The sequence below is a fragment of the Afipia sp. GW821-FHT14H12 genome, from assembly GCF_058803465.1.
On the sequence record NZ_JBXAOZ010000002.1, the window covers coordinates 263,326 to 289,872 of the forward strand.

25 protein-coding genes are annotated in these 26,547 nt (G+C 60.9%); 12 read left to right on the plus strand and 13 right to left on the minus strand.

Translation table 11 applies throughout. From position 1 onward, the window contains the following. Window positions 1–13: 13 nt before the first annotated feature. Window positions 14–805, plus strand: a complete 792-nt coding sequence (locus AC1RNA_RS12805) for a hypothetical protein (protein WP_492951353.1) — start codon at window positions 14–16, stop codon at window positions 803–805. A gap of 87 nt (window positions 806–892) precedes the next feature. Further along, window positions 893–1,378 (plus strand): hypothetical protein, encoded by a 486-nt coding sequence (locus AC1RNA_RS12810; protein WP_492951354.1) that lies wholly within the window; start codon window positions 893–895, stop codon window positions 1,376–1,378. Between the two features lie 158 nt (window positions 1,379–1,536). On the opposite strand, the gene oxlT is transcribed toward AC1RNA_RS12810, so the two are convergent. Together oxlT and AC1RNA_RS12820 are read right to left on the minus strand one after the other, a co-directional pair. Further along, window positions 1,537–2,853: an oxalate/formate MFS antiporter gene (gene oxlT, locus AC1RNA_RS12815; protein WP_492951355.1), complete on the minus strand. Its 1,317-nt coding sequence runs from the start codon at window positions 2,851–2,853 to the stop codon at window positions 1,537–1,539. Between the two features lie 250 nt (window positions 2,854–3,103). Next, window positions 3,104–4,435: a dicarboxylate/amino acid:cation symporter gene (locus tag AC1RNA_RS12820; protein ID WP_492951356.1), complete on the minus strand. Its 1,332-nt coding sequence runs from the start codon at window positions 4,433–4,435 to the stop codon at window positions 3,104–3,106. A gap of 232 nt (window positions 4,436–4,667) precedes the next feature. Here AC1RNA_RS12820 and AC1RNA_RS12825 point away from each other — a divergent pair, with 232 nt between their 5' ends. Then, window positions 4,668–6,527: a sensor histidine kinase gene (locus AC1RNA_RS12825; RefSeq protein ID WP_492951357.1), complete on the plus strand. Its 1,860-nt coding sequence runs from the start codon at window positions 4,668–4,670 to the stop codon at window positions 6,525–6,527. Then, window positions 6,524–7,894, plus strand: a complete 1,371-nt coding sequence (locus AC1RNA_RS12830; RefSeq protein WP_492951358.1) for a sigma-54-dependent transcriptional regulator — start codon at window positions 6,524–6,526, stop codon at window positions 7,892–7,894. The genes AC1RNA_RS12825 and AC1RNA_RS12830 overlap by 4 nt, the downstream gene beginning before the upstream one ends. A gap of 64 nt (window positions 7,895–7,958) precedes the next feature. Here the strand turns inward: AC1RNA_RS12830 and AC1RNA_RS12835 are convergent, their stop codons facing one another. Together AC1RNA_RS12835 and AC1RNA_RS12840 are read right to left on the minus strand one after the other, a co-directional pair. Then, a complete protein-coding gene (locus AC1RNA_RS12835; RefSeq protein WP_009339327.1) occupies window positions 7,959–8,180 on the minus strand; it encodes a hypothetical protein in 222 nt (73 codons plus the stop codon). A 104-nt stretch (window positions 8,181–8,284) separates the two neighbouring features. Further along, window positions 8,285–8,590, minus strand: a complete 306-nt coding sequence (locus tag AC1RNA_RS12840) for a hypothetical protein (RefSeq protein ID WP_009339326.1) — start codon at window positions 8,588–8,590, stop codon at window positions 8,285–8,287. A 379-nt stretch (window positions 8,591–8,969) separates the two neighbouring features. Here AC1RNA_RS12840 and AC1RNA_RS12845 point away from each other — a divergent pair, with 379 nt between their 5' ends. Next, entirely contained in the window at window positions 8,970–9,830 is an 861-nt protein-coding gene (locus tag AC1RNA_RS12845) for a hypothetical protein (protein ID WP_492951359.1), read from the plus strand. A 54-nt stretch (window positions 9,831–9,884) separates the two neighbouring features. On the opposite strand, the gene AC1RNA_RS12850 is transcribed toward AC1RNA_RS12845, so the two are convergent. Beyond that, window positions 9,885–10,127 (minus strand): pentapeptide MXKDX repeat protein, encoded by a 243-nt coding sequence (locus tag AC1RNA_RS12850; RefSeq protein WP_492951360.1) that lies wholly within the window; start codon window positions 10,125–10,127, stop codon window positions 9,885–9,887. Between the two features lie 362 nt (window positions 10,128–10,489). On the opposite strand from AC1RNA_RS12850, the gene AC1RNA_RS12855 reads away from it, so the two are divergent. Continuing rightward, window positions 10,490–11,038, plus strand: coding sequence for a hypothetical protein (locus tag AC1RNA_RS12855; RefSeq protein WP_492951361.1), 549 nt, complete (start codon window positions 10,490–10,492; stop codon window positions 11,036–11,038). 38 nt (window positions 11,039–11,076) lie between these two features. Then, window positions 11,077–11,757, plus strand: coding sequence for a 3-oxoacyl-ACP reductase FabG (gene fabG, locus AC1RNA_RS12860; protein WP_492951362.1), 681 nt, complete (start codon window positions 11,077–11,079; stop codon window positions 11,755–11,757). Window positions 11,758–11,760: 3 nt separating this feature from the next. On the opposite strand, the gene AC1RNA_RS12865 is transcribed toward fabG, so the two are convergent. The 6 genes from AC1RNA_RS12865 to AC1RNA_RS12890 all read right to left on the minus strand — a co-directional run bounded on the left by AC1RNA_RS12865 (window position 11,761) and on the right by AC1RNA_RS12890 (window position 22,338). Further along, complete coding sequence (locus AC1RNA_RS12865) at window positions 11,761–11,910, minus strand: hypothetical protein (protein WP_084292415.1); 150 nt, start codon at window positions 11,908–11,910, stop codon at window positions 11,761–11,763. 58 nt (window positions 11,911–11,968) lie between these two features. Then, a complete protein-coding gene (locus tag AC1RNA_RS12870; RefSeq protein WP_492951363.1) occupies window positions 11,969–15,139 on the minus strand; it encodes an efflux RND transporter permease subunit in 3,171 nt (1,056 codons plus the stop codon). After that, on the minus strand, window positions 15,136–16,341 hold the full coding sequence (locus AC1RNA_RS12875; protein WP_492951364.1) for an efflux RND transporter periplasmic adaptor subunit: 1,206 nt from the start codon (window positions 16,339–16,341) through the stop codon (window positions 15,136–15,138). Before AC1RNA_RS12875 ends, AC1RNA_RS12870 begins: the two co-directional genes overlap by 4 nt. Window positions 16,342–16,576: 235 nt before the next feature. After that, complete coding sequence (locus AC1RNA_RS12880) at window positions 16,577–17,692, minus strand: methyl-accepting chemotaxis protein (protein WP_492951365.1); 1,116 nt, start codon at window positions 17,690–17,692, stop codon at window positions 16,577–16,579. Window positions 17,693–17,978: 286 nt separating this feature from the next. Further along, on the minus strand, window positions 17,979–19,157 hold the full coding sequence (locus AC1RNA_RS12885; protein WP_492951366.1) for an efflux RND transporter periplasmic adaptor subunit: 1,179 nt from the start codon (window positions 19,155–19,157) through the stop codon (window positions 17,979–17,981). Beyond that, window positions 19,147–22,338 carry an efflux RND transporter permease subunit gene (locus tag AC1RNA_RS12890; RefSeq protein ID WP_492951367.1) on the minus strand — a complete coding sequence of 1,064 codons (3,192 nt, stop codon included), beginning with the start codon at window positions 22,336–22,338 and terminating at the stop codon, window positions 19,147–19,149. Before AC1RNA_RS12890 ends, AC1RNA_RS12885 begins: the two co-directional genes overlap by 11 nt. 230 nt (window positions 22,339–22,568) lie before the next feature. Here AC1RNA_RS12890 and AC1RNA_RS12895 point away from each other — a divergent pair, with 230 nt between their 5' ends. From AC1RNA_RS12895 to AC1RNA_RS12905, 3 genes are read left to right on the plus strand one after another with little or no spacing between them, the layout of a single operon-like run. After that, on the plus strand, window positions 22,569–22,901 hold the full coding sequence (locus AC1RNA_RS12895) for a DMT family transporter (RefSeq protein ID WP_197083248.1): 333 nt from the start codon (window positions 22,569–22,571) through the stop codon (window positions 22,899–22,901). Between the two features lie 10 nt (window positions 22,902–22,911). Continuing rightward, window positions 22,912–23,061, plus strand: coding sequence for a hypothetical protein (locus tag AC1RNA_RS12900; protein WP_009339314.1), 150 nt, complete (start codon window positions 22,912–22,914; stop codon window positions 23,059–23,061). 14 nt (window positions 23,062–23,075) lie between these two features. Then, a complete protein-coding gene (locus AC1RNA_RS12905) occupies window positions 23,076–23,315 on the plus strand; it encodes a DUF6719 family protein (protein ID WP_492951368.1) in 240 nt (79 codons plus the stop codon). Between the two features lie 75 nt (window positions 23,316–23,390). Here the strand turns inward: AC1RNA_RS12905 and AC1RNA_RS12910 are convergent, their stop codons facing one another. Together AC1RNA_RS12910 and AC1RNA_RS12915 are read right to left on the minus strand one after the other, a co-directional pair. Continuing rightward, on the minus strand, window positions 23,391–23,921 hold the full coding sequence (locus AC1RNA_RS12910; RefSeq protein WP_492951369.1) for a CreA family protein: 531 nt from the start codon (window positions 23,919–23,921) through the stop codon (window positions 23,391–23,393). Window positions 23,922–23,930: 9 nt separating this feature from the next. Further along, complete coding sequence (locus tag AC1RNA_RS12915; RefSeq protein ID WP_492951561.1) at window positions 23,931–24,209, minus strand: hypothetical protein; 279 nt, start codon at window positions 24,207–24,209, stop codon at window positions 23,931–23,933. Between AC1RNA_RS12915 and AC1RNA_RS12920 the strand changes: the two genes are divergently transcribed. Beyond that, window positions 24,142–25,485 carry a L,D-transpeptidase gene (locus tag AC1RNA_RS12920; RefSeq protein WP_492951370.1) on the plus strand — a complete coding sequence of 448 codons (1,344 nt, stop codon included), beginning with the start codon at window positions 24,142–24,144 and terminating at the stop codon, window positions 25,483–25,485. The genes AC1RNA_RS12915 and AC1RNA_RS12920 overlap by 68 nt on opposite strands. A 109-nt stretch (window positions 25,486–25,594) precedes the next feature. Then, entirely contained in the window at window positions 25,595–26,539 is a 945-nt protein-coding gene (locus AC1RNA_RS12925) for a polysaccharide deacetylase family protein (protein ID WP_492951371.1), read from the plus strand. The last annotated feature ends 8 nt before the right edge of the window (window positions 26,540–26,547 follow it).

Below are 26,547 nucleotides of genomic sequence, written 5' to 3' on the forward strand. Positions count from 1 at the left end.
GACTTATTTAAAAATGACGGCCCCGGACCAAAAGAAGCAAAAATCGAGCTATGGAAAGCTAGTCTCGATTTTTGTCGACTCGCCGAACGTCTGGGTGATCCACTATTCTTGCGAAAGTTTTTATGACCGGCCCAACGGAGCATCGCCTCGCATCACCTCAATCGCGGTAAGAAAACTCGATTCCGGCCAAACTATTTCGTTCTCAATTCATCAGGTCGCAGAGGAGCGCGGTGTACCGTTCGACCAAATCGAAGCAGAGTATGATGCACTAGAACGGCAAATGCTTGATGCTTTCTATGACCATGTCGGCAGTCATAAAGGGATGAAGTACCTGCATTGGAATATGAGGGACATCAATTACGGATTCGCAGCGATAGAACACCGGCATCGCGTATTAGGCGGACAACCATTTATCATCGACGACGAAAAGAAATTCGATCTCGCGAGACTTCTAATTGACATATATGGCGTTAGCTATATTGGACACCCTCGACTAGAATCTCTCTTAGCCAAAAATTCTATAAAGCCACGTGATTTTTTAACTGGGCCGCAAGAAGCCGAGGCCTTCGAGAAACGCAATTTTGTAGGCTTGCATCAATCCACCCTTCGGAAAGTAGACGTCGTCGCAAATATCGCCGAAAGAGCTTGCAACCGCCAGCTTAAAACAAACACCACTTGGTGGGAGATGCACGGTGGACGGCTTAGGGGTGCTTACAATTGGGTATTAGATAATAAAGCCATTGCGTTTATTGCGAGTGTAGCAAGCATTGTTGGGCTGGCAATCGCCATCCATACGTTGCCCTGAAATACAACAGACCAAGGCAAAAATTTTCTTCGTAGTAAATATCTTCGTCCTGCGCGCCTTGACTCATACCAGGCTACAACGAACGATATGCCTAATCAAACCACGCCTAGATTATTCTATGATTTCTTTGTGCGCCCGAATTTTGAGGACTTCTTGAATCGCCCGAGTGACATTCGGTTGGGATTCAATGCAAGTATCGCCGCCTTTCAACAAGCTGATATCTTTTATGCATTTTACGCACGACATGATCCAAAACGAGTTGCCCGTTGGCCAACCAAGAAATCGCTATTGATTTATCTTGGAGAGATCGAACCAAATTTCCGAACGATTCAAAGTGTAGCAACTGTCTACAAGCATCTGTACGCAACCGCTGGTTTTTACGAGACTGGATCACCTATGGCGCTCTGGGGTGTTTCATCATCCAAAGAAGGAGCGGCACTTAGAATATGGGGACAATCTCAAGTAAGCGAGGTTACAGTCCATCGTAAAAACAAAACGCAAATACCTCTTTCTTTTGCTCTTAAAGCAGTAATCGAGGGCCTCTGGCCTAATTTTCTTCCAGAGGAGTCATAGAAAATCTATCGTATTTTCTCCGGATCCTGCACCGCCGCAGGCATCACGGAAACAGCCGGCCTCTTAGCAGCAGACATTGCACAAACGAAAGCCCCGCTCTCGCGGGGCTTCTTGTTTTCTCATGCAGCGGTTTTGTAAACCACCACTCGCCGCCGACCTCACTCCGCAGGCACAGCATGCGCGTCATGCACGCCGCCCGCCGCGGGCTTTTTCAGCCGCTCATTGATGATCGGCTTCAGCACGAAGAAGCCGAGCAATGCCGCGACGATGTTCATGCCGCAGCCCAGCGCATAGACGATGTGCCAGTTGCCCGTCGTCTGGGTCAGCAGATTGCCGACCGGCACCAGCAGCGAGGCCGCACCCTTGGCGGTGTACATGATGCCGTAATTGGCGGTGACGTATTTGCGGCCGAACGCATCGCCCACCGTCGCCGCGAACAGGCTGAAGATGTCGCCCCAGAACAGGAACACCAGCGCGTCGGTGATGATGAACGAGATCGCCGTGGTGCCGAAGAACCCGAACGCGGCCAGGCACAGCGCCTCGATCCCGAACGAGATTCCCATCATGTTGGCGCGGCCAATGTGATCGGAGATCCAGCCGTTCAGCGGACGTCCGACGCCATTGGTGATGTTGTGCGCGGTCAGTGCGGCCACGATCGCGGGCGTGCTCATGCCGAAGATCACGACCATCGCGTCGGAGATGCCGCGCTCCTTCGCGATCGGCGCCAGTTGCGCCGTCGACATCAGGCCGCCTGCCGCGACAAGGAAGAACATCAGATACATGGTCCAGAAGATCGGGGAGCGCACCGCCTGCGACGGCGGCACATCGTCAGCGCCCTGCGGCACCTTGATCTTGGCCAGCGGCACCGTGTCACTGGCAAGCGGCGCCTTGATGAAATTCGAGACGACCACGATGATGACGCCGTAGATGATCGCGAACACCAGAAACGTATGCTGATAGCCGCTGCTTTCGATCATCGCACGGATCGGCGCGATGGTGATCGCAGCACCGGCGCCGAATCCCGCCGCCGTCAGCCCGCCGCACAGTCCGCGCTTGTCGGGAAACCATTTCAGCGCGTTGCCGACGCAGGTGCCATAGACCGCGCCGCCGGCGATGCCTGCAATCGCGCCGCCGAGATAAAGCATCCCGAGCGACGAGGCTTGTGAATTGATGAACCATGCGAGGAAGGTGCAGATGCCGCCCGCGAGCACCATCCAGCGCGGGCCGATGCGGTCGACGATGGCGCCTTCGAACGGCACCAGCCAGGTTTCGAGCAGGATGAAGATCGAGAACGCGACCTGAATCTCCGCCTTGCTCCATCCCCACTGATGTTGAATCGGCAACACGAACAGCGTCCAGCCATATTGCAGGTTGGCGACGCTGGCCATGCAGATGATGCCGAAGACAAGCTGCCACCAGCGGTTTGCGCTTGGAGTGGAATCCAGATTTTGCAGTATTGCTGTTGAGGTTGACATGGTGAGCACTCCCCTGCGGGCAAGGCGCTCACGAGGTCAGCTTTCACCGGCTTCTGCGGGGTGCCAGCAGTGATGAATTGAATTCTGCCGGGACAATCCGCCGCAGGAAGCTTGCGTTCCCACCGCCACAATTAACTTTCGTACATATCGTATTGCGATATATGCAGCTACACATTGATCAATCTCGGGATAAAAATAAGAACGGGGCCGATCTCCTTTCGGACATCGGCCCCGTTTTTAGTTTGCTTCTTTACGCTGCCTGCAATTCAGGTTCGTAGGCTGCTTCGTCCTCCGGCAATTCGCCCGCCAGCGCGGCGGCGAATTTCTCTTGGTCGAGTTCCTTCTCCCAGCGCGCGACCACGACGGTCGCCACCGCGTTGCCAACGAAGTTGGTCAGCGCGCGGCATTCCGACATGAAGCGGTCGATGCCGAGGATCAGCGCCATGCCCGCGATCGGCACGGACGGCACCACCGACAGCGTCGCGGCCAGCGTGATGAAGCCCGCACCGGTGATGCCCGCAGCCCCCTTCGAGCTCAGCATCGCCACCAGGAGCAGCAATATCTGGTCCGCGAGGCTCAGATGCGTGTCCGTCGCCTGCGCGATGAACAACGCCGCCAGTGTCATGTAGATGTTGGTGCCGTCGAGGTTGAAGGAATAGCCGGTCGGAATCACGAGGCCGACGACCGAGCGGTCGCAGCCCGCGCGCTCCATCTTCGTCATCAGCGCGGGCAATGCCGCCTCCGACGACGAGGTCCCGAGCACCAGCAGCAGTTCTTCCTTGATGTAGCGGATCAGCGCCAGGATCGAGAAACCGTTGTAGCGGGCGACCGCGCCGAGCACGACCAGCACGAACAACAGCGACGTGAGATAGAATGTGCCGATCAGGAAGGCGAGATTGGCGATCGAACCGATGCCGTATTTGCCGATGGTGAAGGCCATCGCGCCGAATGCCCCGATGGGTGCTGCCTTCATCAGGATCGCGACCAGGCGGAACACCGGGTTGGTGAGCGCCTGCAGGAAATCGACGATCGGCTTGCCGCGTTCCCCGGCCATCGCCAGCGCGATGCCGAACAGCACGGAGAAGAACAGCACCTGCAGGATATCGCCCTTGGCGAACGCGCCGACGATGGTGTTCGGAATGATGTCCATCAGGAAGCCGACGATGGAGGCGTCATGCGCCTTGGCCGCATAAGCGGCGGCGGCCTTGGCATCCAGCGTCGCGGGATCGATGTGCATGCCCGCGCCCGGCTGCACGACGTTCGAGATGATCAAACCGAGGATCAGCGCCAGCGTCGAGAACGTCAGGAAATAGAGCATCGCCTTGCCGGCAACGCGGCCGACGCGCTTGAGGTCCGACACGCCCGCGATGCCGGTCGCAACCGTCAGGAAGATCACCGGCGTGATCACCATCTTCACCAGCTTGATGAAGGCATCGCCGAGCGGCTTCATGGCCGCGCCGACGCCGGGGTCGAAGTGCCCGAGCAGGACGCCCGCGACGATCGCCGCCAAAACCTGGAAATAGAGATGCCGGTAGAACGGAACCTTGCCGTGCTTCTCCACGGCCTCGAAAGTGCTCTGCATGTTAGCCTCCCAGCCCCGATGGCGGTGTTCCGTCTCGGGGTCGATTGTTGAGTTGTCGCGGCCAACAGCCGCCGCGAGAGACATCAGCAACCTGCGTGCCAGCAGGATTATTCTCCTCAAAACATTGATATTTATAGATTTTCGATATCTGAACGGGTGCGGCCAGTCAGTTTTGCGCGATAATTCGCACTTACGGTATTGAGCGATGTGCAGAAAAATGCACAGATACGCCATGCCGCCGACAGCACAGTCAGCACCTGCCCTCACGCCCGGCCAACTCCGGAAGCGGGCACGCCGCGTCTGGATCGGCTTTGCCGTGCTGGCGCTCGCACTCGCCTGCGCCACTGTCGTGATCGCAGGGCTCTATGGCCGCGCGCGCGAACTCAAGATGCTCGCCGAACAGGGCCATACCGATGCCAATCTCAAGGTGGCGCTGCTGCGCGCCGTGCTGGAGAGCCCGCGCGCGCTTCCGCTGCTTCTCTCCGAGGACCAGCGGGTCCATGACGCGCTCGCCATCGGCGATGCTGCCTCCGTCGGCCGCCTCAACGAAAAGCTGGCAAGGCTCGTCGCCGGCACCAAGGCAGCGGTGCTCTACGTCATCGGCACCGACGGCCTCACCATCGCTTCCAGCAACTTTCGGGACTCGGACAGCTTCGTCGGAAACGACTATTCCTTCCGCGAATATTTCGTGCACGCCATGAAGGAAGGGACGGCCGAGTTTTTCGCGCTCGGCAACGTCAGCAAGAAGCCGGGACTCTATATCTCACGGATCGTCGGCCCCCTGCACAAGCCGCTTGGCGTGGTCGTCGTCAAGATGGAGTTCGACCAGCTAGAGGCGGACTGGCACGAAAGCAACCGCCCCTCTTATGTCGTCGACGAGCACGGTGTCGTGCTCATCACCAGCATCCCATCGTGGCGGTTCCTGACTGACGGCAAGCTGACCGAAACGATGTTCGCCACCATCCGCGGCAGCCTTCAGTTCGATGATGCGCCACTGATGCCGCTTCCGATCACACCGATCCAGACCATCGATCCCAGCACTTCGCTTGTGCGCGCAACGCTGCCGGATCGCCCAAAAGCCGAATATCTCAGGCTGACAGCGCGGGTGCCGTCGACACCCTGGCGGTTGGACTATCTGGTGCCGGTCGAGCCAGCGGCGGCGGCCGCCATGCGCGAGGCGCGCCTGTTGGCGCTCGGTGTCTTCATCCCCCTGCTTGCGCTGGCCGCCTTCCTGCTCTGGCGCCGCCACTCCGCGCAGATGCGCATCGCGACAAGCGAAATGGCGCGCGTGGAGCTGGAACGGCGCGTGGCGGAACGCACGGAGGATCTGAGCCGCGCCCGCGACCGGCTCGAGATCGAGATTTCCGATCACCGCACCACCGAAGCGAAATTGCAGATCGTCCAGCAGGAACTGGTGCAAGCCAACCGCCTCGCCATCCTCGGGCAGGTAGCGGCAGGCGTTGCGCATGAGATCAACCAGCCAGTCGCCACCATCCGCGCCTATGCCGACAACGCGCGGACTTTCCTCGAGCGCGGCCAACCTTCATCGGCTGCGGACAATCTCGGAAAGATCGCATCGCTGACGGAACGCATCGGCTCCATCACCGACGAGTTGAAGGCGTTCGCCCGCAAGGGACGAACCGCCGCCGAATCTGTTGAGTTACGCGACGCCATCGACGGCGCCGTGGTGCTGCTGCGAAGCCGCTTCGCCGGCCATCTGGAGGCGCTGACATACGACCTTCCCGCCTCCGGCCTCAAGGTGTCGGGCACGCGCATCCGCCTTGAGCAGGTGCTCATCAACCTGTTCCAGAACGCGCTGGAAGCGCTGGAGGGGCGCCCTGATCCGCGTGTCGAGATTTCGGTTGCGTCCCGTGGCAACGAGGTCGCCGTCAAAATCTCCGACAATGGCCCCGGCATTCCCGAAGCCATTCGGCGCTCGCTGTTCTCGCCGTTCAATACATCGAAGGAAAACGGACTTGGCCTCGGCCTCGTGATCTCCAAGGAGATCGTTTCCGACTATGGCGGACGCATCGATGTCGACAGCAGCGAACACGGCACATGCTTCACGATCTATCTGGTGAGGGCTCCATGACACAGAGCGTAGCATCGAACGATCCCCTCTCCGTCGTCCTGCTGGATGACGACCGCGATCTTCTGAAGGCAACGCAGCAGACGCTGGAGCTTGCCGGATTTCAGGTACAGGCCTTCACCGCGGCGGCAGATGCGCTTGCCGTACTCGACCGGCATTTCAATGGCGTCGTCGTATCCGACATCCGCATGCCAGGTATCGACGGGTTGCAGTTCTTCCAGCGCCTGCAACAGGAGGATGCCGATATTCCGGTCATCCTCATCACCGGCCACGGCGATATTCCGATGGCCGTGAAGGCGATCCAGGATGGAGTCTACGACTTCATCACAAAGCCTTTCGCCGCCGAGCGGCTGGCGCACAGCGTCCGGCATGCCGCCGAAAAGCGGAAACTGGTGATGGAGAACCGCTCGCTGCGCGAGGCTGCGATCGAGGCCGAAAACGGCCTGCCCCTGATCGGCCAGACGCCCGCGATGGAGTGGTTGCGACAAACGCTGCGCCAGATCGCCGATACCGATGTCGACGTGCTGGTGACAGGAGAAACCGGTTCCGGCAAAGAAGTGGTCGCAACGCTGCTGCACCGCTGGAGCCGCCGCCGCGCAGCCAATAATTTCGTGGCGCTCAATTGCAGTACCTTGCCAGAGAGCATCATCGAGAGCGAGTTGTTCGGTCACGAGCAAGGTGCTTTCACCGGCGCCCAGAAGCGGCGGCTCGGGCGCATCCAGCATGCTGATGGCGGCACGCTGTTTCTCGACGAAATCGAAAGCATGCCGCCGTCGGTCCAGGTGCAAATGTTGCGTGTGCTGGAAATGCGCGAGGTCGCACCGCTCGGCACCAATGAAGTCCGTCCTGTCGACCTGCGTATCGTTGCCGCTTCAAAGGTCGATCTCGGCGATCCCGCACAGCGCGGCAACTTCCGTGAGGACCTTTACTACCGCCTCAACGTCGTCACGTTGTCGATCCCGCCGCTGCGGGAACGGCGCGACGACATCCCGATGCTGTTCGGCTATTTTACCAACCGCGCCGCCGCACGCTTCCAGCGGCCTGTGCCTGACATTCCGGCTTCCGTGCATCGCTATCTGCGCGATCACGACTGGCCGGGAAACGTGCGGGAACTGTCGCATTTCGCCGAACGCTTCGTGCTCGGCCTCGATCAGGAAACGCAGGACAACGCCAGAGGGCGGCCCGAAAACACGCTGCCCCTGCCTGAACGGCTGGAGCGGTTCGAGGCGTCGGTCATCCGCGAGGCGCTGGAGAGCCATGACGGCGACGTCCGCCGCACGATCGAAGCGCTCGGCATCCCGCGCAAGACTTTCTACGACAAGCTGCAACGCCACGGCATCGTGCGCAGCACCTTCTCGAAAGCCAATTGACCCAATACCAAAAACAAAAAGCCCCGCTCGCGCGGGGCTTCGTGTTTCAGCATGAGGCCGTCCCTCAGCCCATGCACTTCTTGACGTAGGAGTTCTTGGCGGCACCCGACAGTGGCTTGCCGTCGGCGCTCTTGGCGTTGGTCTCGCAACACTTCTTCATGTAGCTCGCCTTCGCCGCACCGGAGAGCGGCTTGCCGTCGGCACTGACGGCTTTGCAGGCGGCGTCCGCGAAAGCGGGCGAGGCGACAAAAAGGCTCAACAGGATCGCAAGAGAGAAGCGCTTCATGGGGATACTCCCGGTGAAATAAGGCCTCCAGCCTATCCGATCCATTTATTCTGACAACAGCCGGAACGATGGAATTTACATGCTGCCCCAGCCCCACGGTAAGATCACACGGACTTGTCCATGACCAGCCCGGGCGCCTTGGCGCCGCCGGTCTGCGCCTGTTGCTGGATCATCTCCTGGATCTTCTGCGTCACCTTTTGCTGCTCGGCGGGACTCATGGCCTTGAAGTCATCCTCGCTGATGCCAAGCTGGCTCAACATCGCATTGAACATCCGCTGTTGCGGCGTCTCGCCGGCGATCTTGAGAAACTGATCCTCCGCCGACGGCTTGTTCTTGGCCGACGTACTTCCCAATAACGACGAGGTGGCAGGCACGGACGACGAGGTCATACCTGACGGTGAGATGGACATGGCGGTTGCTGGCTCCCTCACGGACGAATCTGAATTTCAATTATCTTCAGCAAGCCGCGTGCCATCGGCGCGGGTACAAAAGACACGCCTTTCCAATGGCCTGTAACAGCCCTCCCTGACGCGGCGCGGATCAATCCGTGCCTTGAGAAAAATTTGCCGGGAAAATTTTGCTTCTTGATGAGAGGCGAATCGATGCCTCGGTTCTGTCAGCCTTGGCGGCACGCCCAGCTTGCCTATACTGCAAGGCAAGCGAACGCGCAGACCTGCCGTTCGGCCGGGGCTCGCTTGGGTGACTGCTGACATCACACGACATATATCCTCTTCCCGCCCGTGCCCTGTAGGCCGGCGGAAGCACTTCGCCGTTGCAGCCCTGCTGGCCTTGGCGGCGGCTTGTCCGACGGCGGCTCTCGCGGGCAACGGCGAGGACGATGCCAAGGCCCCGAAGGCGAGTGCCTCGCAACTGCCGAATATCTATGTCGACATGCGGACCAACTATTTCACCGTGCCCGCCGGGACGCTGAATATCGGCTTCGGCAATTCGTTGTCGCTGCCCTCTTTGTCATCCCTGTCGTCGGTCTCGGGCCAGGGAGCCTCGATCGACCTGCCGCTGACCGTCGATTTCAACGAGCGCTTCTCGGTATTTGGGGGGATCACGGCGAGTACCTCGAAAACCGATCTCACGCCCTGGTCGTCGGTGGCTGTCGCGAGTTGGAACGTCGGCATTCAGGCCGACATCATCGAGCAGAATGGCGGGCCGTTCCCCACCGTGACGGTGCTCTCGACGCTCACCAAGTCCGCAACCGAAGGCCCGCTATCGACGACCAATCTCACCACGGTGACCGAGGCGGCCTACGCTTTCGATACCGACGAGACGCGGGCCCTGCTCGCAGGCGTGCAAGTGACCAATATCCGGGTCGATTCCGGGCTCGCCTCGGTCCGCCCGGCAATCATCGGCTATATCGGCGCCTATTACCAATGGCCCAACAACTGGAAGCTGACCGGCCGCGCGGGCGTCCAGTCGTTCGGCGGCGCGAACACCTCGGCGCTCGCCCCGTTCCTGCCGCCCGGCCAGTCGCTGCTGTCGCTGCACTCCTTCACCCAGCCAATCCTCCGGGCCGACCTCGACCGGATGGACGACAACGACAACCGCCTGTTCGGCCTAACCGCGACGATGTTCTGGACGCCGAAGCCCGCATTCCAGTTCACCCTGCGCACACCGCTTTACTTCGTCAGGCATTAAGGGCCGCCAATGTCCTGCGGCCCGGAGGACGCCGCAGGACACCGGCACGGGCGCTTACTTCTTCATGCCGTCCGCGGGCTTCATCGCGTCGTTCTTCATGCCGTCATGTTTCTTCATCGCGTCCTTGGACATGCCGTCCTTGGTCATCGCATCGCCCTTCTTCATGTGATCCTTCGACATCTGATCCTGCTTCATCGCATCGTGGCCCATCTTGTCCTGCGCGATCGCCGGGGCGGCAAAAGCAGCCACCGCGACAAGGGCCGAGGCAAGGAGCGAAATCCGGACACTGGTGTTCATAGGATGATCCTCTTCAATGGAAAGACGGTCACGCCGCCTCTGGTCCCTACGGCCCGCTTCCGCCGCCGTTACGCCGCTTCCCGGGCCGGACCACCGGGAAATTTTTTTTCGGGCATGTAACAAATCCCGCGGAGGGGTCCGGATCGGCCTTTCCACAGCGTCAAATAAGCTGTGCATGACGCGGCTTCGGCCCACGAATCCGAGCGGCGGCGGCGTAAATTCCGACCGTATGTTGTGGCGAGTCGGCGTCCGTTCCGGGTTCTCCGCTCGCGCGTGCGGAGGGTGTACCCATGCTCAGTCACGTTCAGCTTCGCGATTTCAAACCCGACGTCGTGATCTGCCCCCATTGTACCCAGCACCTGATGGGCGTGAAGGACGTGCAGTGGACCGCCGATCGCGTCTCCTTCACCTATGGCTGCGCTGGTTGCGGCCATGAGATCGACCGTCCCGTGGGGGAAGATGTGATCCCGGCGCCGCGTGCAGCCGCACCGGAGCCGCCCAAGCCCGCCAGCGACGACGTGACCGTGATGGAAGACTTCCCCTTCCCGTTCCGCAAGTCGCGCGAAACACCCCTGTTTGCCCTGAAGGCCGACGATTCCGATTCAACGGACAGCCAAATTGCGGCGGATGATTCGGCAAATGAGTTGGCAGATGATCTGGCCGACAATGATGACGACACCACGGAGGATCATATCGAGACGGCAGCGTTCGGCTCGATGCGCCTGCTTCCGCCGAAGCCGTCATGGCTGGAGACGCCGGTGTTCGGCCGGGAGCGCCCCGCTTTGACGCCCAAGCAGGTCTTCGATGCCGACCGGCGCGACAACGAGCGGCTCGATGGTTCGCTGCCCGACTCCGCCGCCACGACCCGCGCCAGCGCGTTGCTGCGCGACGTCAGTATTTTCAGCTTGTAACGGCACAGCCTCAAGGCCCGCCACAGCGGAGAGCATCGATGCAGGACAGAGTCGTCGCGATCACCGGCGCCTCGGGTGCGCTCGGCCGTGCGGTGGTCGCGGAAGCGGCTGAACGCGGCGCGCGCCTCGCCCTGATCGATCATGCCGCGGCCCGAGGCACGCCACGGCCGACCCGCATCGAGATCGGCGGCATCGACCTTGCCGAACCGAGCGAAGCTAATCGTGCCGTCGAAGCGGCTGTCGCCCATTACGGGCGGCTCGATACGCTCATCAACATCGCCGGTGCTTTTTCATTCCAGACCGTGGCTGAGGGCGACACGGCGACCTGGGAGCGGCTCTACCGCGTCAACACACTGACCGCATTGAATGCCTCGCGTGCGGCGATCCCGCATCTGACCGCTTCGGGGTCGGGGCGCATCATCAACATCGGTGCGTTGGGCGCATTGAAGGCAGGCGCGGGCATGGGCCCCTACGCTGCCTCCAAGTCCGGCGTGCATCGCCTGACCGAAACGCTCGCGGCCGAACTCAAGGGCAAGGTCACGGTCAACGCCGTGCTGCCGTCCACCATCGACACGCCCGCCAACCGACGCGACATGCCGAAGGCGGATTTTTCCAGCTGGGTCACTCCGCAGGAACTCGCGAGCGTCATCCTGTTTCTCGCAAGTCCCGAGGCCAGCGCCGTTACCGGCGCGTTGATCCCCGTCAGCGGACGCGTCTGACATTCAGTGCCGCTTGAAGTACTGCACGTCGCGCTCGTGCTTCTCCGCCGCCGCGCGCGACTTGAACGTGCCGAGATTGCGGCGCTTGCCGGTCTTCGGATTGACCTTGCGTGAGTACAGCCGGTATTCGCCCGACGCCAGTTTCCGGATCATGATTCTCTCCCGAGACGTAATAATCCGGTCAACGCCTCCTTTACGTCGACGTTCCCACTCAGATGTTCGCGCCGAGATCCTTGCTCGGTATCGTCACCGAACCCGGGAACAGCTTGCGGATCAGCATGTAGAAGATCGGCGTGAACAGCAGTCCGAACAGCGTCACGCCCAGCATTCCAAAGAACACCGCGACGCCGACCGCCTGACGCATCTCCGAGCCCGAACCGGTTGAGATCACCAGCGGCAGCACGCCAAGGATGAAGGCGAACGACGTCATCAGGATCGGCCGCAGCCGCAGGCGGCACGCCTCGATCACCGCATGCAGCGTGTCCTTGCCCTCATGCTCGATATCGCGCGCGAATTCGACGATCAGAATTGCGTTCTTCGCAGCTAACCCCACCAGCACGACAAACCCGATCTGTGTCAGGATATTGATGTCCTGCCCCATGATGCGCACGCCAATGGTGGCAGCGAGCAGGCACATCGGTACGATCAGGATAACCGACAGCGGCAGCGTCCAGCTTCCATATTGTGCGGCGAGCACAAGGAACACGAACAGAACGCAGACCGGGAATACATAAAGTCCCGCATTCGCCGCCGTCACCTGCTGATACGAGAGGTCGGTCCATTCATAGGAGAACCCGCTCGGCAGAATATCCGCCGCTAGCTTCTTCATCTCCTCGATGGCCGTGGCCGAACTGGTGCCGGGCAGCGTATCGCCCTGCAATTCCGCCGTCGGATAAAGATTGTAACGCGCCACGCGATCCGGGCCGGAGATGTTGCGGAAATTAAGCACGCTGCCCAACAACACCATGTCGCCAGCCAAATTGCGGGTTTTCACGCGGGCAAGATCGGTTGTCTCCCTGCGGAACGGCAAGTCGGCCTGAGCCGTGACATGATAGGTGCGGCCCAGAATGTTGAAGTCGTTGACGTAGGTCGACCCGAAATAGGTCTCGATCGCTTCCGTCACATTCTGGATCGGAACTCTCAACATCTGTGCTTTTTGCCGATCGATATCGACAAAAACCTGCGGAGTGTCCGCGGTGAACGGCGAGAACACGGCCGTCAGGCCCGGCGCCTTTCTGGCCGCAGCGACCAGTTCCGTTGTCGCGGCGGCGAGCAGTTCAGGTCCCCGCCCCTCGCGGTCCTGCACACGCATCGCAAAACCGCCGCCGGTGCCGATGCCCGGCACGGCCGGTGGCGGCACCACGATGATAAAGGCGCTCTCGATCTTGGAGAGCCGCTTGCGAAGTTCGTTCGTAATCACCTGCGCGGTCAGCCCCTTACGGGCCCGCTCCTCCGGCTCATCGAATACTGGAAAGAGTGCCGCCGCATTACTCGCCTGCGTGCGTGTCGCGCCCGACAGGCCGGCGAATGCCGCCACGCGAATGATGCCCGGGGTGCCAAGCGCGATGTTCTCGATCTGGCGCACAACCGCCGTGGTACGCGCCAGCGAGGCCGCGCCCGGCAATTGCACCGAGATGATGACGTAGCCACGATCCTGCGCCGGAATGAATCCTTTCGGCGTGCTGACAAGCAGCCACCCGGCCGAGCCGATCAGCAACCCATAAACTCCAAGCATCACCACGGAATGACGGATCACGAAATCAGCCGCCGTTGCATAACTGTCCGACAGCCAATCAAACCCGCGATTGAAATAACCTGTAAATCGTCCCCACCACTGTGCGGGAAGATTCCATTTGGCGGGCGGCCTCTTCTCGTGATGCGATTCCAGAATGAGAGACGCCAGCGCCGGCGACAGGGTCAGCGAGCAGAAGCACGAGATTGCCGTCGCAACCGCAATCGTCACCGCGAATTGCTGGAAGAACTGCCCGGAGATGCCGCCAAGAAAGGCGGTCGGCACAAACACCGCGCACAGCACCAGCGCGATCGAAACGAGCGCGCCGCCCACCTCCTGCATCGTGAGAAGGGCTGCGTCCCGCCGGGTCATCCCGGCGCCAAGGTGGCGCTCCACATTTTCGACGACCACGATCGCATCGTCGACAACGATGCCGACCGCCAGCACTAGGCCGAACAGCGTCAGATTGTTGACCGAGAACCCGAGCGCGGCCATCACCGCGAAGGTGCCGACCAGCGACACCGGGATCGCCACGATCGGAATGATCGCGGGCCGCCAACCCTGCAGGAACACCAGCACGACGATGACGACGACGAGGACCATCGCTTCATAGATCGTCTTGATCAGTTCGCTGACCGACTGCGCGATGAATTCGGTCGGGTTGTAGCCGATGTTGTATTCAAGTCCGGGCGGGAAACCGGCCTTCAGCCTCTCCATCTCGTTCGAGATGTTTTTCGACGTTGCCAGCGCGTTGGACCCCGGCCGCTGCGAGACCAGCAGCGCGACTGCGGATTTGCGAAGCAGGAAGCTGTTGGTGGTGTAGGACAGCGCCCCAAGTTCGATCCGAGCTACGTCGCGCAGCCGCACGGTGCGCCCGTCCGCGCCCGCCTTGATGACGATATCCTCGAACTGCGACGGATCTTTCAGACGGCCGGTAAAGGTCAGGCTCTCCTGAAGGGCACGATCCGCAATCGGAGGCTCGCCGAGAATGCCGCCCGCGATCTGCAGGTTCTGCGCGCGAATGGCCGCAAGAACGTCTCCCGCCGTCATGCCGAGATTGGCGATCTTGTCCGGATCGAGCCACAGCCGCATCGAATAATCGCGCGCGCCGAAAATCTGGATGTCGCCGATGCCGTCGAGCCGCAGCAACTGATCGCGTACCTGCCGCAACGCATAGTTTGAGATATAAAGCTGGTCGTAAGCATCGTTCGGCGACAGCATGAACACGACCATCAGAAGGTCGGGACTGTTCTTGCGGGTGACGACGCCGTTGCGCTGCACCTCCTCCGGCAATTGCGGCTGCGCGATCGCCACGCGGTTCTGCACCAGCACCTGCGCCTTGTCGAGATCGGTGCCGAGCTTGAAAGTGATGGTGATCTTCAACTGTCCGTCGGAGGTCGCCTGGCTGTACATGTACAGCATGTCCTCGACGCCGTTGATCTGCTGCTCGATCGGCGTCGCAACGGTGTCGGACACCGTCTGCGCCGACGCGCCAGGATATTGCGTGGTGACGACAACGGTCGGCGGCGCAACCTGCGGATACTCAGCGACAGGCAGCGTGGTGTAGGCAATCGCGCCGACGATCAGCAGCACAATCGACAGCACCATCGCGAGGATGGGCTGATTGATGGAAAGACGGCCGAGGTTCATGGCTTGGCGTTGCCCTTGTCGGATTCCGGCGCGTGCGGCGAAACTTTCGCGCCTATGCGCGCGCGCTGCAGCCCTTCGATGATGACGTTGTCATCCGCATTCAGCCCTTCCCTGATGACTCGCAGCCCATCGTCGATGGGACCAAGCACCACGGGTTTCGCGATCACCGTATTGTCGCTCTTGACGACGAACACGATCTTTCGCGACTGATCGGTGGCAATCGCGGTATCCGGCAGCAGCAACGCCTCGTACGGCGAACTGCCCAGCACCCGAACCCGCGCGAACTGACCGGGCAGGATCGAAAGATCGTGATTGTCGACCAGCGCGCGGCCGCGCAGCGTCCCGGTGCCGACGTCGAGCCGGTTATCCAGGAAGTCCATCTTGCCCATGTGCGAGGGCTTCGTTTCGCCCGCAAGCAGCACCTGCACGGGGTTCGGCGTATCGCGCGAACTCGGGCGCTTGCCCTCGAACCAAAGTCTCGAATTCTTCAGATAGATCGATTCATCCATGTCGAAGTAAAGATGAATCGGGTCCATCGACACGATCGAGGTCAGAAGCGTCGCGCCGCTTTCGCTGCCCTGCACGAGATTGCCAACGGTCACAAGATGGCGGCTGATACGCCCGGTGATCGGCGCACGGACCTGGCTGAATTCCACATCGAGCTGCGCACGCTTCAATGCACCCTCGGCCTGCAGAGCGGAAGCCTCTGCAGTCTGCAATTGCTGGGTGCGCTGATCGACGACCGATTGCGAGACCGCATCGGTTTTGATCAGCGAGCTGGCGCGCTCCAATTCGCGTTTGGCGAGTTCGACATGGGCCTTGGCGTCCTGCAACTGCCCCTGCGCCTGTTCGGCGACAGCCTGATATTGCCGGGGGTCGATCGTGTAGAGAAGGTCGCCAGCCTTGACGATGGCACCGTCCTTGAATTCGACACCGGTGACAAAGCCGGTGACGCGCGCACGGATCTGCACCTGCTCAACGGCATCGAAGCGCCCGCTGAATTCATCCCAGTCCGTGACCGTCCGTTTGATGGGATGAGCGACGGTAACGGAAGGCGGTGGCGCGGCGGCCTGCTGGTTCTGGCTCGGGCCACAGCCCGAAAGGCCCAATGCCATCAACGGCGCTACCACGGCGGCAAGACGCGCGATGGCAGGCAGGCGAACGGAATGAAAAGGAAAAAGCGTCGCGGATCGTTCAATCATTCAAGTCAGCCCCGAAAGAAACAACACGCACCGTCATCTGAAACGATCCAGATGAGATTTGCAATCGCGCTTGGGTCAAGCGGAGAGCAAGTGTGTCATGCGGCGAATGCCGGTCGGGGCAAGATGGTCACGCGGGGCAACCCGCGCAACCACCTCTAGCCAAAAGACCAAGATGATTCTTTTGTGAAGAGAATCAAAGGTGTCGGGTTCTCAAATCCGGCACGATAGATGCTGATTACGCCGCGCGTACCTGCGTGAGGAACTCCTCGACAGAGCGGCGCAGCAAGCCCGCCTGCCGATCGAGATCGCGCGCCCGCGCGAGCACTTCTGTCGCCGTCGCGCCGGTCGCAGCCGCGGCCTCGCCGACGCCGCCAATATGCTCGCTGATTTCGTTGGAGCCCGTAGCGGCCGCCTGAATGCTGCGGGCAATCTCGCCGGTCGCGGCACCCTGCTTCTCGACCGCCGACGAGATTTCGCCCGCGATATCGCTCATCTGCTTGATAGTACCGGCGATGCCGCTGATCGCCAGAACGGCATCCGCCGTGGTGGACTGCATGTTGGTGACTTGCGACGCGATTTCCTCGGTCGCCTTCGCCGTCTGTGTCGCGAGCGCCTTCACTTCGGAAGCGACCACGGCGAAGCCGCGCCCTGCTTCGCCCGCGCGCGCCGCTTCGATGGTAGCATTGAGCGCCAGAAGATTGGTCTGTTCGGCGATGCTCTGAATAAGCTGGACAACAAGTCCGATCTTCTCGGCCCCACCCGAGAGCAACTGCACCGTGGAATTGGTCTGTTCGGCTTCGCCGACCGCCTTGCGCGCGATTTCGCTCGACTGCATCACCTGACGCGAGACTTCCGAGACCGAAGCGTTCAATTCCTCCGCGGCCGCAGCCACGGTCTGCACATTCTGTCGCGCATTGTCTGAAGCCCTGCCGACGACGGAGGCGCGATCGCTGTTGTTGCTGGCGCTCGCCGCCATCGATTCAGCCGTCGACTGCATTTGCGACGCGGATGTTGCAACCGCCTCGACAACCGCGTTGATGCTGGTTTCGAACCGGTCAGCGAGCGAGGCCATCGCCTCCCGCCGCTCCTCGGCCGAACGCTGCTGGGCAGCATCGTTCTGCCCCTGCATCATCTGCAAATGAGCGATCCTGCTCTGGACTGTCTCAACGGCCGCCGCCAGTGTGCCAAGCTCGCCGCCCTGTGTGGCATAAGGAATGCTGCCGCCAAACCGCCCCGCCGAGATCGCCTGCAAGCTCTCGCCAAGCGCTTGAATGGCCCGCATCGGGCCGCTTTTGACGGCCCAGAGGACGAGGCCTGTGCCGATACATACCCCGCCGATTATAACGGCCATGCTCGAGACCGATCCTGCCTCCAACGCGCTTCCCGCATAAAAACCCAAGCCTCCGGCCAGCGCGGTCGCAATTGCAGCGACCAATCCCATTCTGGCAACAAGCGAAAATCTATCGAGAAGCGACATCATGTCCCCCGGGGAAAGAATCAAAGTATCAGAGCGGCAAAATAGTACCCCCGATTGATTGTGATTCCCTTAACCAAACAAAACCGGCCACGCGCGCACGGCCTCTCCCGGCGCTGCGCGCCAACACCGGGGAAATCGTCTCGTTCAGGCCGTTTGAGTGTTATTGGGCGCTGGAAGTCTTCTCGCCCGTCTGCTTTCCCGCGATCCGAACGCGATCGCCATCCACCACGCCGTCAGCGGGTGTCACCACGATACGATCCTGCGCCGCGAGCCCGGTCGCAATCTCGATCTCGCGGCCCAGATCGCGCGCGATCGTCACCTTCTTGAAGCGAAGGCGATCATCGTCATCGACCGTGGCCACGCTCAAGCCGTCCCGGTTGAAAATAAGAGCGCTGGACGGGATCGTCAGCAGATTGTTCTCGCTTGTCAGATTCAGCGTGACATCGGCATAGGAGCCGGGCCGCAATTCCCCGCTGGCATTATCGAGTGTCAATTGCATTCGTGATGTGCCGGAGCCTACATCAACCGCCTGGGAGGACGATTCGACGACCGCCGGGAACGAACGCCCGACATATTCCGGCACCAGGATCGACGCCGTGCTGCCAACCTTGATAGCCGACAGGTAACTTTGCGGCACGTTGACGTAGACGCGCAGCTTCTTGATGTCGGAGACGACGAACATCGCCGCACCACTGCCGGTGCCCCCATTGATCAGTGCGCCCACATCGGTGTTGCGCTCGGTCACGACGCCGTCGAACGGCGCCTCGACACGCTTGTATCCTGCCAGCGCCTGTAGCCGATCGACGTTGGCCTGCATTGCCTTGACCTGAGCATCCTTGCTGGACAGATCTGCGGTGCGCTCGTCGATCTCCTGCAGCGATACGAAGTTGGAAGCGAGCAGCGCCCGGCGGCGCTTCAGCGTCGCGGCAGAGAGCTTCGAAGCCGCCTCTGCGTTGGCAAGGTCGGCGCGCGCCTGCAACAATTGCTGGTCGAGATCCGGCGCATCGATTTCAGCGAGCAACTGGCCCGCCTTCACCTGGGCTCCGATATCGACATACCAGTTCTTCAGGTAGCCGCTGACGCGCGCATAGATCGGCGCGCGATAATAAGCCTCGAGGCGACCCGGCAAAGTCAGGTGCGCGCTCGGCGCCTTGACGCTGGGTTTGGAGACGGCAACGGTCGGGATCGCCTGCGCATCGGTCCACTCGCGCAACCGCGCATTCCCGTTCTCGCGCAGCACGATTCCCGTGACGACGGTCACCACGATCACGACACCGGCGGCGATTCCGGCGAGGCGCAGCTTGCGCTGTGAAATCTGGACGCGCGGATCAGACGGCATGAGATATCTCCGGGGAAGCCTGCGGCTTCGCATAACGCTTGTGGTGGACCATGCTGAACACCACCGGGACGAGCATGAGGGTTGCAACGGTTGCAAATATCAGGCCGCCGATCACGGCGCGGCCGAGCGGCGCGTTCTGTTCGCCGCCCTCGCCCAGGCTGAGCGCCATCGGCGTCATGCCGATGATCATGGCCAGCGCCGTCATCAGCACGGGACGGCAACGCACGAAACCTGCCTCCAGCGCGGCCTCGATCGGATCGCCGAGGCGATCCAGCTCCTCGCGGGCAAACGCGATAACGAGCACGCTGTTGGCGGTAGCGACGCCCATGCACATGATCGCGCCGGTCAAGGCAGGCACGGATAGTGTCGTGCCGGTCGCGAACAATATCCAGACGATGCCCGCCAGTGCCGCCGGCAACGCCGTGACGATCACGAATGGATCGGACCATGACTGGAAGTTCACCACGATCAGAAGATAGATCAGAATGATCGCGCCGATCAGACCGAACAGCAGTCCCGAGAACGCGCTGTTCATGGTCTGCACTTGCCCGAGCAGCACCGCGGAGCTGCCTCTCGGCAAATCCTTCGCTGTCTCGTTCAGGACCTTGTGAATATCGGCGGCGACCGCCCCGAGATCGCGGCCCTGCGGAATCGCGTAAATTTCGACCATCGGCTGGATGTCGTATTGCGTCACCACCGCGCTCGTGGCCGCCCGCTTGATATCGGCGATGCCGCCAAGGATCGGCAGGCTCGTTGCACCGGCGGCATTGATCGGCAGAGTCTCGAGCTTGTTCAGGGAGTCGATCTGGTATTGCGGCGTCTGCATGACCACGGAATACGACACGCCGTTTTGCGGATTGAGGTAATAGGTCGGCGCCACCTGCGACGAGCCAGCCAGATTGACGACGAGACTGTTGGTCACGTCCCGCTCGGTCACGCCGACATATTGCGCGCGCGTGCGGTCAACATTGACCTGAAATGCGGGAGCATTCGGTGACTGCTGGATGCGTGCATCCGCCACGCCGGGAATACGGCGGATACGCCGCAAGAGATCGTTGGCATATTTGAAATTCGCGTCGATATTGGCGCCGCGAATTTGCAGGTCGATCGGTGCGGGCGAGCCAAAATTCAAGATCTGGCTGACAATGTCCGCAGGCAGGAACGCAAACGTCACGCCCGGAAACGCGCGCGGCAACTGCTCGCGCAGCGCCTTGACGTAGATATCCGTCGGCTGGTGACCTTCCTTCAGCTTGATCTGGATGTCACCATCCTGCGTTCCGATCACGCCGGTGTTGTTATAGGTCATGTTGATGCCGCTGTACGGGATACCGATGTTGTCGGTCATGGTATCCAGTTCGTCCGGCGGGATGGCCTGACGGATGGCCTTCTGGATGTCCGCCAATTGATTGGCCGTCTCCTCCACCCGCGTGCCGATCTGGGTGCGGACGTGAATCAGGATCTGGCCTGCGTCGACGGATGGAAAGAAGTTCCGGCCGAGAAACGGCACCAGCAGGAACGACACCGTGACGAATCCGAAAAATCCCGCGACGAAAACACCGCGATGGTGCAGCGCCATTTCCAGGAGCGCACGATAACTGGCCCTGAAGCGCTCGAAACGCCGTTCAAAGCCGCGCTGGAAACGTACCAGCGGATTGTTGCTCGGAGCTGGCGGGATGGGGTTTCCGTTCTCGTCGTGCGGGTGCGGATGTAACAGATACTTCGCCATCGTCGGCACCAGCGTGCGCGACAGGAGGAACGACCAGATCATCGCGAACATCACCGCTTCCGCCATCGGCACGAACAGGAAGCGCGAGACGCCGTTGAGGAAGAACATCGGCACGAACACAATGCAAATGCACAACAGCGAAACGAAAGCCGGTGTCACGATTTGCGCTGCGCCGTCGAGGATCGAGGCTTCGACCTCCTTCCCCTGCTCCAGATGGTAATTGATATTCTCGATCGTCACCGTGGCGTCATCGACCAGAATGCCCACCGCCAGCGCCAGACCGCCAAGCGTCATGATGTTGAGCGTCTCTCCGATCAGCGACAGGCATATGATCGCCCCCATCACCGACAGCGGGATCGAAATCGCGATGATGACCGTCGAACGCCAGCTCCCCAGAAACAGCAGGATCATGATGCTGGTCAGGATCGCGGCGAGGATGCCCTCCTTGGCAACACCAGAGATCGCACCGCGCACGAAGATCGACTGGTCGCCGACCAGCCCGATCTTCAGCGTCTCCGGCAAAGTGTCCTTGACCTCGACGATTTTCTTCTTGATGCCGTCGATGATGTCGAGCGTAGAGATCGAGCCCGCTTTCAGTACCATCATCAGCACCGAGCGGTTGCCGTCGACATGCACGATGTTGGTCTGCGGCGGGTTGCCGTCACGCACATGCGCGACGTCGCGGATATACACCATCGCGCCATTGACCGCCTTGATCGGCAGGTTACCCAGTTCGTTGATCTTCAGCGGCGAGTTGTTGAGCTGAATGCTGTATTCGAACGATCCGATCTTCTGGGTACCGACCGGCGTGATCAGATTCTGCGCCGCCAGCGCATTGGCGACATCCTGCGCCGAAAGACCCCGCGCCTGAAGCGCGGTGGCGTCGAGGTCGATCTGGATCTGCCGCATCTTGCCGCCATAGGGCCACGGGATCGCCGCGCCCGGCACCGTGACGAGCGGCGTGCGCAACTGGTTGGTCGCAAAGTCGGCGAGGTTCTGCTCGGTCAGCCCGTCGCCGGACAGCGCAAGCTGCAGGATCGGCACGGTCGATGCGCTGTAGTTCAGGATCAGCGGCGGCGTCGCGCCCGCGGGCAACTGCTTGAGCATGGTTTGCGCGATCGCCGTCACCTGCGCGTTGGCTGTGCGGATATCGACGTTGGGCTGGAAGAAAATCTTGATGATGCCGATGCCGGTATAGGAATTGGCCGAGATATGCTCGATGTCGTTGACGGTGGTGGTGAGCGCGCGCTGGAACGGCGTCACGATGCGGCCAGCCATCTGGTCCGGCGGCAAGCCGGTATAGTTCCAGACGACACCGATCACCGGAATTCCGATATCCGGAAAAATGTCGGTGGGCGTGCGCAGCGCCGCCAGTGGACCCGCGATCATCAGCAACAGAGCAAGAACCACGAACGTATATGGCCGTTGCAGAGCAATACTGACGAGCTTGTTCATGGACAGCGCATTCCGACCGGCGATCTTTGTGAAAATCCCCGAAGGGAAAGAGGCTCAGAGCCACGCACAATCTATACGGAATTCAGGGGGCATGAGGCAATGTCACAACGGTCACAGTCTGGTGTTCCACAACCTCTAGGTGGCTGTAAGAACGTCCAATTTATCGGTCCTCGCACATCGCGCCGCACCGCTGTCCGGCTTCTAGAATCAGCCATGCACCGGTACGATAGATCATGACCTATCTGTACCTGATCATGGCCATCATCTTTGAGGTCATTGGAACTGCTGCACTGCAAGCGTCCGAGCAGTTCACGCGGCCAAAGCCGCTGATCCTGACCGCGCTCGGCTACATGGCGGCATTCTATTTTCTGTCACTGGTGCTGCGCACAATGCCGGTCGGCATCGCTTATGCGATCTGGTCAGGCCTCGGCGTGGTGCTGATCACCCTGGTCGGGCTGGTCTGGTTCGGCCAGCGTCTGGACATGCCTGCCATCCTCGGGCTGGGACTCATCATTGCTGGCGTCGCGGTCATCAATCTATTCTCAAAAACCGTGGCCCATTAGGAACAACCACATGCCCAACCGCAACATCCTGGTTCTCATCATCGCGGTGCTGATCGCCGGCATCGGCATCCTCAGCTACAACCTTTATGAGGCCAAGAAGGAGCCGAAGGGCTTGCAGATCAATGTCGGGCCGGATGGCCTGAAGGTGCAGAGCAAGTAACGCGGGAGATATCGATGCGGGCCGGATTGATCCTCACAACGCTGGCATTCGTCGCGTGGATGGTGCCCGCCTCCGCGGAGATCGTCTCGCGCGAGAGCGACATCACCAGCATCCGGCTCGGACAGCGCATCTGGGTCGACGACGGCAGTTGCAAGGCTGGCGAAATCAAGCAGATCACCGGCACCAAGCTGACGCCACAGGGCGTCGGCACCGTCAAGCAGTGCGTCTCCCGCAAGGGTCCGCGGCCGAACTAGTGTGGTGGTTCAGAAGTTCGCTACGGAAGATGCCGCATAGTGAGGCGAACTTCGGATTCGGGACACTAGCCCGCACTACTTCGAGAGGAAGTCTCCGCACTTCTGAATCAAGTCCGCACTCCCCCATGGCATGATCGGCACCGACGAGGTCGAATTCTTCGGCGAACCTTCGATCAGCCTGTCCGAGTACACCATGTAGACGAGCACGTTGCGCTTCACATCGCAGCCTCGCACGATCTGCATCTTCTTGAAGAACAGCGAGCGGCGCTGGCGAAACATATCCTCACCCTGCTCGAACTTCGCCTTGATGCGGATCGGCCCGATCTGACGGCAGGATAGCGAAATGTCTGAAACCTGTTCGGCAAGTCCGAGCCAGCCCTTGTAGCCGCCCTTCTCCGGTACCGTGAAATGGCAAGCGACACCCTCAACATCAGGATCGTCGATCCCGTATGTCGCGAGCTTGTCATCGGGGCTGAGCAACTTGAACACGGTCGAGCGGCGGAAGATCAGGTCGGGCTCATCGGCCGCCAGCGCGGGTGCAACGAGGGAAACAGACAGAACGGCGGCGGAGACAAGACCGCGCCAGAAACAACTTGGCTGGAACATTTGGGCCTTTCAGGCTGGCACAACCCACACGGGCGCAGGCGGCAGACTGAACAGCAAATAGGCAGCTTTTGGGGAAAAGAAACGTGTTTGTGACCAGAAGCCGGGGTTTATTAATCGGATATCAGCCCTCAACGGATAGCGTTCCCCAGTCGATTCGGCGGTGAACCCGCCGGGCGGTTCGCGACACCAAGATTCAGGCACCAGGCAGCCAATAGCGGGAATGGGCGTGAATAACCAATTATCTGTCATGAGCACCAGGCAGCAGGTCTTGCAGACATTGAATTCCATGGCCGCGATCCGGCGGATCGCCCTGGTATCGGCGATGGCATTGGTCGTCCTGCCCTCAGCCGCGCACGCGCAGTTCTTCTGGGACAGTGATGGTTTCGATTCCGATCGGGTTATTCCGGCGCCGCAGCCTGAACAGCCGCGCGTCAAGCACGTCCGCAAGGCGCAGAAGCCGATCGTCATCAAGGAAACCGCCAAGCCGAAGGGCCCGCTCCTGATCTCGATCTCGATCGAGGAACAAAGGCTCAAGATCTACGATTCAAACGGCCTGTACGCGGAAACGCCGATTTCCACAGGCATGCGCGGCCACTCGACCCCGATGGGCGTGTTCAGCGTGATCGGCAAGGAGAAGTTTCACCGCTCCAACATCTACAGCGGCGCGCCGATGCCCTACATGCAGCGCATCACGTGGTCAGGCGTGGCAATGCATGCCGGCGTGCTGCCGGGCTACCCCGCCTCGCACGGCTGCATCCGCATGCCGATGAACTTCGCGGTCCGGATGTATGGCTGGACGCGGATGGGCGCGCGCGTCGTGATCGCGCCCGGTGAATTGTCGCCGGTCGATTTCGCACACCCGCTCCTGTTCACCCACAGGCCCGAGCCCAAGGTGACGGCTGCCGCCGACAGGAGCGACACCACCGACGCCCTGCCGGAGCTGAAACCGATCCTCAATCTGGAAACCAGCCTGCAAACCACCAACAGCATCGCCGCGCCGATCCGCACCGCGGACGCCAGCGGTACCGTTCCGCTCGCCACGTCCGGGACGGCGATCGAGCCCGCCAAGGGCGATGCAGCCAAGCCTGAAACCACTGCGCCGCAAACGCCTGCCGCAGAAGCTAAGCCGGTGAAGCGCACCGGTCATATCGCCGCGTTCATCAGCCGCAAGGAAGGCAAGATCTTCGTGCGGCAAAACTTCGCGCCGCTGTTCGAAGCTCCTGTCACCATCGCCGATGGCGGGCCTCTCGGCACCCACGTCTTCACGGTCCGCGCATCGAACGACGATCCCAAAACCTTCCAGTGGTCGGTGGTGTCGCTGCCGCCGCGTCACTCGCCCGCGCCTCTCCAGACGCGCAAGCATCGGCATGGCGAAAGCGAGCGCGCCACGGTCGAAGTGGCGTTGCCCTCGCCTTCGGCCGCGCTTGACCGCATCACCATTCCCGACGATGCAATGCAAAAAATCGCGGAAGCCGCCATGCCGGGCGACTCCTTGATTGTGTCCGATCTCGGACTTGGCGGTGAAACCGGGCTCGGCACCGATTTCATCGTGCCGCTGCGTTAACAGTGGTTTGGCGTTTTATTCCGTTACAATTTCCTTGGCGGTCGTAAGGCTGCGCGAGTAGGCTTCTCATCGGGGGCGCGGCGAATGCCGCCTTGTGGGGAGTTGGGTCATGCGTATCAAGACCGCCGTTATTCCTTTGGCTGCCGCCATATCGATGCTGGCGCTTGGTGGCGCATCGGCGCAAAAGGCTGTTCCACGCCAGAATGCCGCGGCACCAGTCGCAACACCTGCCACGCCGCCGCCTCCGCCCGCAGTTCCTGCGAAGCCCGCCTGCGCCAATCCCAATGCGCTCGGGGTTTCCCGTGTCGTCGCCATCGACACCACGGGCGGGCCCGGCTTCGGCTTCGAGCATTTCAAGCAACTCGACTTCCTGCGCGACAAAGAGGTGGTGCTGACGTTTGACGATGGCCCATGGCCGGTCAACACGCCCGCCGTCATCAAGGCGCTGGATGACCAGTGCACCAAGGCGATCTTCTTCCCGATCGGCAAACATGCGACCTGGCATCCGGAAATCCTCAAGGCGGTCGCCGCCCACGGTCACACCATCGGCTCGCACACATGGTCGCACGCCAATCTCAACAGCAAGAAACTCACGGACGACCAGCGCAAGGCCGAAATCGAGAAAGGCATCAGCGCCGTGAAATGGGCGCTCGGCGAGGCACCCGCGCCCTTCATCCGTTTCCCGGCGCTCCAGCATCCGCCGTCGATGGTGGCCTATATGGGCGAGCGCAACATCGCGATCTGGTCGTGCGATGCCGACTCCTTTGACTTCAAGGCCCACAATCCGAAGAAGATCATCGACACCGTGATGGGCAAACTCGACAAGCTCGGCAAGGGCATCATCCTGATGCACGATTTCCAGAAGCACACCGCCGAAGCCTTGCCGGAACTGCTTAAGCGCCTGAAGGATGGCGGTTACAAGGTCGTGCAGGTCAAGGCCAAAACCAAATTGCAATCGATTGCGCAATATGACGAGGAAGTCGTAAAAGGCCTGAAACAGCCGGTGATCAATTCACGCCCGGTGTCGAGCGTCGTCGAAACCATTTCCGAATAGCGAGTCTG